Source organism: Streptomyces sp. NPDC058665 (genome assembly GCF_042714995.1).
In the GTDB taxonomy this organism is placed as follows: domain Bacteria; phylum Actinomycetota; class Actinomycetes; order Streptomycetales; family Streptomycetaceae; genus Streptomyces.
This window is the reverse complement of the sequence record NZ_JBHXRX010000025.1, coordinates 107167-113366: the sequence shown is the minus strand read 5'-3', so window position 1 is coordinate 113366 and position 6200 is coordinate 107167. Positions and strand designations below refer to the sequence as shown.

6 protein-coding genes are annotated in these 6200 nt (G+C 72.0%); 3 read left to right on the top strand and 3 right to left on the bottom strand.

Annotated features, from left to right (window positions below):
• Window positions 1-144: 144 nt before the first annotated feature.
• A complete protein-coding gene (locus ACFWV8_RS18605) occupies window positions 145-474 on the bottom strand; it encodes an ATP-binding protein (RefSeq protein WP_384202967.1) in 330 nt (109 codons plus the stop codon).
• A gap of 138 nt (window positions 475-612) precedes the next feature.
• Window positions 613-1758 (bottom strand): adenosine deaminase, encoded by a 1146-nt coding sequence (locus ACFWV8_RS18600; RefSeq protein WP_384202964.1) that lies wholly within the window; start codon window positions 1756-1758, stop codon window positions 613-615.
• Between the two features lie 241 nt (window positions 1759-1999).
• Here ACFWV8_RS18600 and ACFWV8_RS18595 point away from each other — a divergent pair, with 241 nt between their 5' ends.
• Window positions 2000-2680, top strand: a complete 681-nt coding sequence (locus ACFWV8_RS18595) for an alpha/beta hydrolase (RefSeq protein ID WP_384203004.1) — start codon at window positions 2000-2002, stop codon at window positions 2678-2680.
• Between the two features lie 29 nt (window positions 2681-2709).
• Here the strand turns inward: ACFWV8_RS18595 and ACFWV8_RS18590 are convergent, their stop codons facing one another.
• A complete protein-coding gene (locus ACFWV8_RS18590; RefSeq protein WP_384202961.1) occupies window positions 2710-3717 on the bottom strand; it encodes a LysR family transcriptional regulator in 1008 nt (335 codons plus the stop codon).
• A gap of 62 nt (window positions 3718-3779) precedes the next feature.
• Between ACFWV8_RS18590 and ACFWV8_RS18585 the strand changes: the two genes are divergently transcribed.
• The gene (locus tag ACFWV8_RS18585; protein WP_384202958.1) at window positions 3780-5084 is read left to right on the top strand and encodes an MFS transporter; all 1305 of its coding nucleotides are present in this window, start codon (window positions 3780-3782) and stop codon (window positions 5082-5084) included.
• Between the two features lie 111 nt (window positions 5085-5195).
• Entirely contained in the window at window positions 5196-6194 is a 999-nt protein-coding gene (locus tag ACFWV8_RS18580; RefSeq protein ID WP_384202955.1) for a sigma-70 family RNA polymerase sigma factor, read from the top strand.
• The last annotated feature ends 6 nt before the right edge of the window (window positions 6195-6200 follow it).

Below are 6200 nucleotides of genomic sequence, written 5' to 3'. Positions count from 1 at the left end.
GCCCCCCCCGGGGCGGGGGGGCTCCCCCCCCCCACCCCACCCCGCGGCCCCCCCCGGCGTGTTCCAGCCCCCTAAACTTGCGCGGGGGGCCCCCCCCCCGTTCCCCGGTCGGGGCCCCCGCCTCTCCGCGTACGGCCGGCTGTCCTAGCCGAGGGGCGGCGTGCCGACCGGGAGACCGCCCAGCAGGCCCGTGAGGGGGGTGGCGGTGAGGGCGGAGAGCGCCGTGGGGGCGGCCTGCTGGACCGTACCGAGGCCGCTGCCGACCCCGTTGCGGGCGGCGGTCAGGCCCTCGGTGGTGCCGTCGGGGAGACCGCTGGTGAGGGATTCCGTCGGCAGGTTCTTGGTGACGCTGTCCAGGGCGGACCCGGTGTCCGGGGCGGCGGGCGCGGCGGCGGACGCGGTACCGGCGGCGGTGGCGGCGAAGGCGGCACCGAGAGCGGCGACGCCGAGTGTCTTGGCAGCGGACTGCTTCATAGGAGATGTCGTCCCTTGGGGAATGGGGAATGTGAGCGGCTCCGCAAGTTAGCCATCGCCGCGCACCGCCCGCAAACACCTCGAAGCGGGCCGGACTCCGTGTCCCGGCCCGCTTCTTCACGGCTCATTTCTCCCCGCTCAGCCGAGAGAATCGCTGGTCGTGGCGGTTTGCGTGAACAGCCATTCAGATTTCAACTCGGCGTATCCGGGCTTGATCACGTCGTTGATCATGGCCAGTCTTTCATCGAAAGGAATGAATGCTGATTTCATCGCATTGACCGAGAACCACTGCATGTCGTCGAGCGTGTAGTCGAACGCCTCGACCAGCAGCTCGAATTCACGGCTCATGCTCGTGCCGCTCATGAGGCGGTTGTCGGTGTTCACGGTCGCCCGGAAATGCAGTTCGCGTAGCAGGCCGATGGGGTGTTCGGCGATCGAAGCGGCGGCGCCGGTCTGGAGGTTGGAGCTCGGGCAGAGCTCCAGCGGGATGCGCTTGTCGCGTACGTAGGAGGCGAGCCGCCCGAGCGTCACCGAGCCGTCGTCGGCGACCTCGATGTCGTCGATGATGCGCACGCCGTGGCCGAGCCGGTCGGCGCCGCACCACTGGAGGGCCTGCCAGATCGACGGGAGGCCGAACGCCTCGCCCGCGTGGATGGTGAAGTGGTTGTTCTCGCGCTTCAGGAACTCGAACGCGTCGAGGTGACGGGTGGGCGGGAAGCCCGCCTCCGCGCCCGCGATGTCGAAGCCGACGACGCCCGAGTCCCGGTAGCGGTTGGCCAGTTCGGCGATCTCCAGGGCGCGGGCCGCGTGCCGCATCGCGGTCAGCAGGGCGCCGACGCGGATACGGCGGCCGGCCTGACGGGCCCGGCGCTCGCCCTCCTTGAAGCCCTCGTTGACGGCCTCCACGACCTCTTCGAGGCTGAGGCCGCCCTCCAGGTGCTGCTCGGGGGCGTACCGCACCTCCGCGTAGACGACGCCGTCCGACGCCAGGTCCTCGGCGCACTCGGCGGCGACCCGGACGAGGGCGTCGCGGGTCTGCATGACGGCGCAGGTGTGCGCGAACGTCTCCAGATACCGCTCCAGCGAGCCGGAGTCGGCCGCTTCCCGGAACCAGAGGCCGAGCTTGTCGGGCTCCGTCTCGGGCAGGCCCTCGTAGCCCGTCTCACGGGCGAGTTCGACGATCGTGCCCGGACGCAGGCCCCCGTCGAGATGGTCGTGGAGGAGCACCTTGGGGGCGCGGCGGATCTGGTCGGACGTAAGCGGTCGGTAGGTCTGGCTCGTCATCTTCGCAGCCTATCTCCTACGCGCGTAGAAGACGGGTTGCCGATACCCAACAGTGACCGTGCGTAGGGGCGACGTACACCTCACCTTCTGAGACTGTTCTGCTATGGGACAGCACGAGGTTCCCGGCCCCGGCGGGCGCGTGCCGGGCCGCGGCGCGCGGATGCGCGGGCGTCGTACGGAGTCACAGGCCCGGCTGGGGCGGGCGGTCTCCGCGCCGGCCTCGCCACGGGAGGTCGGCGGGGTGGTTCTCGTACTGCCGCCGGGCGAACTCGTATCCGCACGTGGGCCGTCCGCCGTCGCCTACGCGTCGATGCTGCCGCTGGCGCGGAGGCTGGCCCGCGCGGGCGCGCGCGAGGGCCTGCGGGTGCACATGGTCCGCTACCGCTCGCGCGGCTGGAACGGCGCCGACGCGCAGCTCTCGGCGGACGCCGGGTGGGCGGCGGAGGAGGTCGTACGGCGCTACGGCGACGTACCGGTCTGTCTGGCCGGGCACGGCATGGGCGGCCGGGCCGCGCTGCGGGCCGCCGGACACCCGGCCGTCAGCTCGGTGCTCGCGATGGCGCCCTGGCTGCCGGACGCGACGGCGGGCGACGAGCCTGAGCCGGTGACCCAACTCGCGGGCAGGCAGGTGCTGATCGTGCACGGCACCGACGACGAGCGCAGCGACCCCGAGCTGTCCTTCCGGCTGGCGGAGCGGGCCAGGAAGGCCAACCGGCACACCTGCCGCTTCGAGGTCCACTCGGACGGGCACGCGCTTCGCCAGCATCACGGTGAAGTCCTGGCGCTGGCGGCGGACTTCGTCGTGGGGGCGCTGCTCACGCGGACATACTCGCGGCCCGTCGCGGACGCGCTTGCCGCGCCGCCGCCGCTGGGGCTGCGGATGCCGCTCGCGGCGGGCTTCGGGCGGTCGCTGCGGCCGTAGTACCGGCGGCGCGGGGGCCCGAACTGGCGTCAGTCGGGGAGCAGATGGCCCCGGCGGGAGAGCAGGAAACGCTTGAAGGCCGCCACCGGCGGGGTGTCGGGGTGGCCGTCGAGCCAGGCGACGCCGACCTCGCGTACGGCGCGGGGCGCGGTGACGGTCAGCTCCACGACGCCGGGGCGCGCCACCGCCGGGGGCGGCAGCAGCGCGACGCCGAGGCCCGCCGCGACCAGTCCGCGCAGGGTCTCGGCCTCCTCGCCCTCGAAGGCGACGCGGGGGCGGAACCCGGCCGCCTCGCAGAGGTCGTCGGTGATACGGCGCAGCCCGTAACCCGGTTCGAGGGTCACGAACGTCTCGTCGGACGCCTCGGCGAGACGGATGCGTCTGCGGCCGGCCAGCCGGTGGTCGTCCGGGACGACGAGACGCAGCCGCTGCTCGTCCAGGCGGCGGGCCACCAGGTCGGGGGCCTCGGGGATCGGGGAGGTGAGGCAGAGGTCGAGCTCGCCCGCGCGGAGGCGTTCGATCATCGCCTCGCCGTAGTTCTGGACGAGCTGGAAGCGGACGCGGGGATGGTCCGCGCGGAAGGCGCGGATCAGCTCGGGGACGGTTTCGGAGCCCATGGTGTGCAGAAAGCCGAAGGCGACCTTGCCCGACGCGGGGTCGGCGTCGGCGCGTACGAATTCGGCCGCCCTTTCCACCTCGGCGAGCGCGCCTTCTACGGAGGTGAGGAAGGCGCGGCCGGCGGGGGTGAGTGAGACGGTACGGCCCTTGCGGGCGAACAGGGCGACTCCCAGGTCCTGTTCGAGCCTGACCATCGCGCGCGAGAGCGTGGACTGCGGGACGTTCATCTCGTGCGCGGCGCGGGTGACGTGCTCGTGGCGTGCGACGCCCGCGAACTGGGCGAGCCGGGGCGCGAGCAGCGCGGACCAGGACTCGGGGTCGAGTTCGGCGGTGGGCGGGGCGGCCGGGTTCGACGGGGTGATGTCTTGCGCGTAACTGCTTGATGACAGCCGGGGTCCGGACCTGCGTTGATGCGCCATGGGAACGATTATGGCGATTCCATGCATTGGACGCATCAGATCGGAGTCCGTACGTTCGTCGTATGCCCCACCTCAGTACAGAGGCGCCCGTCGCGACGGGCGCCCTCGCCTCCGAGTCCGTCACACCTTCGACCGCCGGTCCCCTGAGCCACGATCCCCTGACTCCCGGCCGCCCCGGCTACCGCCGGATGAGCTTCGGCCTCTTCGCCGCGGGGGTCGCGGCCTTCGCGCTGCTCTACTCCACGCAGGCGCTGCTGCCCGCCATCTCCGCCGACCTCGGGGTGAGCGCGGGCCGGGCCAGTTGGACGGTGTCGGCAGCCACGGGCGCGCTCGCCCTCTTCGTACTGCCGCTCAGCGCGCTGTCCGAACGCTTCGGCCGGCGCACCCTGATGACCGTGTCGCTGACGGTCGCGGTGGCCGTCGGACTGCTCGTGCCGTTCGCGCCGAGCCTGGAGTGGCTGATCGCGCTGCGCGCGGTCCAGGGCGCGGCGCTGGCCGGGCTGCCGGCGTCCGCGATGGCGTATCTCGCCGAGGAGGTACGGCCCAGGGCGCTGGTCGGCGCGATCGGGCTGTTCGTCGCGGGCAACAGCATCGGCGGCATGAGCGGCCGGATCGTGGCCGGCTGGATCAGCCAGATGTGGGGCTGGCGCGCCGCGCTCTTGGTGGTCGGGCTGATCGCCCTGGTGTGCGCGGCGGTCTTCCGCGTACTGCTCCCGAGGGCCCGCAACTTCACGCCGGCGACGCTGAACCCGCTCGAACTGGCGAGGACCGTCGGCCGTCATCTCGCCGATCCGCTGCTGCGCAGGCTGTACGCGATCGGCGCGCTGTTCATGACCGTGTTCGGCGCCGTCTACACGGCGATCGGATTCCGGCTCGTGGCGGAGCCGTTCAACCTCCCGCAGGGCGTGATCGGTTCGATCTTCCTGGTCTATCTCGTCGGTACGGTCTCGTCGGCCGCCGCCGGGAAGCTGGTGGGTCGGCTCGGCCGGCGCGGCGCCCTGTATCTGGCGGTCGGCACGACCGCGGCGGGTCTGCTGCTGTCGCTCGCCGACTCGCTCGGCGCCGTACTGCTCGGCCTGGTCCTGATCACGGCGGGCTTCTTCGCGGGCCACGCGGTCGCCTCGTCGGCCGTGAGCCGGGCGGCGAAGACGGGCCGCGCGCAGGCGTCGGCGCTCTACCAGAGCGCGTACTACGTGGGCAGCAGCGCGGGCGGCACGCTGGGCGCCGTGGCGTTCCACGCGGGCGGCTGGGGGGCGACGGTGGCGCTCGGGCTGCTCGCGGTGCTCGGTGTGGTCTCGGTGACGCTGTACGGGACGCACGCGGCCCGTCAGGAGCGGCGGGCCCTCGCGGTGGCGTCGGGGCGCTAGGGCGCGGGCGCCCGCGCCGGACCAGGCGGTTCTCGCCGTGGCGGGGCGATTGTCAGTGGGCTGCGGTAGCTTCCGGGGACTGGTTCCAAATGGGGCGACTGGGGTGACCCGATGAGTGATCTGGCAACGACAGAGGATCTTGACGCACGGCTGGAGAAGCACCGGAGCGAGCTGACCGGGTACTGCTACCGGATGCTGGGCTCCGCCTTCGAGGCCGAGGACGCCGTGCAGGACACGATGGTGCGCGCCTGGCGCAGCTTCGAGAAGTTCGAGGGCCGGTCGTCGCTGCGCTCATGGCTCTACCGCATCGCGACGAACGTGTGCCTGGACATGCTGAACGCGGGCAATCGACGGGCCAGGCCGATGGATCTTAACGAGGCGACCCCGGTGTCCCAGGCGAAGCTGAACTCACGTCCGGAGGTCACCTGGCTGGAGCCGGTCCCCGACGGCCGGGTGCTGCCCTCCGTGATCGACCCCGCCGAGACGGCGGTGGAGCGGGAGACGATCCGGCTCGCCTTCGTCGCCGCGCTCCAGCATCTGCCGCCGAAGCAGCGGGCCGTGCTGATCCTGCGCGAGGTGCTGGCGTGGAAGGCGAGCGAGGTCGCCGAGCTGCTGGAGACGACGGTCGCCTCGGTCAACAGCGCGCTCCAGCGGGCCCGCGCGACGATCGCCGAGTCGCAGCCTGCGTCGACCGACGCGTCGGACCCGCTGGACGAGGATCAGAAGGCGCTCCTGGAGCGCTATGTGGCCGCGTTCGAGGGCTACGACATGAAGGCGCTGACCGCGCTCCTCCATGAGGACGCGACGCTCTCCATGCCCCCGTACGACCTGTGGCTGCGCGGGCACGAGAACATCGTGGGCTGGATGCTCGGTGTCGGCGAGGTCTGCCGCGGTTCCAAGCTGGTGCCCACCGTCGCCAACGGCACGCCCGCCTTCGCGCACTACCACCCGAGCGCGGACGGCGACGGGTACACACCGTGGGCGCTCATGGTCATCGAGATCAGGGACGGCAAGGTCACGGGGATCAACTCGTTCCTGGACACCGAGCGTTGGTTCCCGCTGTTCGACCTGCCGTCACGGCTGGAGAAGGACCACAACCAGCGCCTGTGAGGGGGA